We start from the raw sequence: 1594 nt of genomic DNA, 5'->3' as shown, positions 1-1594 counted from the left end.
CATCACATACTCAATATCAGAGTTGATGAATTCTCGTGTGATTTGATTCGAGTGATAAACCTTAATCCAGCCCGCTTGAATCGCTAACCCGTCTTTACCTAGCACGGCTGTTTCATGTTCTAAAGAGTATTTCTGTTCTGTCATTATGCTGCTCTCACTATGTAGTTAAATGCGACGTTGCGGGGTCTATTTTCGTTAGCTGTGGGGACGACACGAGATGCATCAAATGTAAACGATAAAGTACCGCCCCCACCGCCTGCCGCTCTCCCACCCCGTCTGTATGTGTAATTGAATGCACCGGATGCGTCGCCGCCGCTTTCTGCTGTCGCATCACCCCAGCTGCCCGTAATATTTCTGATTGCGTCTCCTTGCCAGGTTCCGCACACCCGCCCCGGATCGACACCACGGCTATCATCCCAACCACGGATAAACTCGCCTCTTAAATCAGGTACTCTACCGTCAGGATAGGCTTCTGCTAACTTCGGATATAAAGATTTATCGAATGTTTGTCCGTTGCACGTTAAGTAACCGGGAGGAGTGTATCGGTGAGGGTACGGAAGCGGGACGCCGACTGGGACGATAACATCATCTTCTGTCAATATCCGCTTTGATCCTGCGAATTTACCGGCTTTGTCAAATGCATAAGTAGAAATGCCAAAGTTGTCGCCGTATCTGAAAGAAATACCACGCGCGAACATTGAGCTATCACTATTAGCGCTGGAATGAGCTATATGAATTGCTAAATCACCCAAATTATCAATTCCATCAGTTCTTAAAAAACCCGAACGGCCCAAATGACGTGAATTAGGATCATCACAATAGTTTGCGGTTTTAGATAATATATAACCTGATGTTTTTGTATTCGTATTTAACTGAATAAATCGATTATCAGACTCTGATTTAGAGTACGTATTTTTCGCCTTATTCACAGTTTCCGCCAACCCGAGGTTTTTCACAAAGGCGTTTTTATCGGGAATGTCGGCACCGTTTTGGGATTTTGACAGTTTACTATTAGCGTTGTCATTCACATCAGTAACTAACTTCTGAGTTGCTGCAAGGGTATTACTGTTACCTGTTTTGTCTGTGAGTTGGGTGATGCCTTTTTGAGTTAATGAGGCGTCGTGAATTTCTACCGCGCTATTATCAATTTGTTTTTTGATAGCAGCAAAAAGCTGACTGTCATTTTTATTATCTAATTTAATTCCCGCTCCCTGAATTGCATTAATTAATTCACGCTGAATTGTATTAAACCAACCTGCGTCTAATAATGTCGGTGCAATACCGGCCGCGACATTGCCATTTGTAAATTCGCCATTCTTATCGGCGGTATTTGTAATATCACCAATTTTTTGCATAGCAAAACCTCACTCATAAGGTGATTAGAAAATAATAAATAAAGGGTTATTTAGTTGCTGTAGCCGAATTGCAGAATTGTATGAGATGGACAAAGACGATTAAATTGACATTCAAGCCTCTTATTACCCCATGACCTCAACGGATCGCCGCAATAACTGCCACCAGCCACGGCATAGAAAATAGTTGTTTTTGGTGCGTTAATTCGCCATGTAAACGGCCAGTCTTCACCGTTCAAGGC

At 43.0% G+C, this 1594-nt stretch carries 3 pseudogenes; all 3 read right to left on the bottom strand.

The window, feature by feature from the left end:
* Positions 1-143: 143 nt before the first annotated feature.
* A pseudogene (locus C6H66_RS27845) lies at positions 144-578 on the bottom strand (phage tail protein); the annotation flags it as partial.
* 474 nt (positions 579-1052) lie between these two features.
* A pseudogene (locus C6H66_RS27840) lies at positions 1053-1355 on the bottom strand (tail fiber protein); the annotation flags it as partial.
* A gap of 50 nt (positions 1356-1405) precedes the next feature.
* A pseudogene (locus C6H66_RS24320) lies at positions 1406-1594 on the bottom strand (putative phage tail protein); the annotation flags it as partial.

Origin of the sequence: Photorhabdus hindustanensis (assembly GCF_002968995.1) — a bacterium.
Classification (GTDB): domain Bacteria; phylum Pseudomonadota; class Gammaproteobacteria; order Enterobacterales; family Enterobacteriaceae; genus Photorhabdus; species Photorhabdus akhurstii.
Note: the sequence above shows the minus strand (reverse complement) of the source record. Positions and strands in the feature narration are given on the sequence as shown.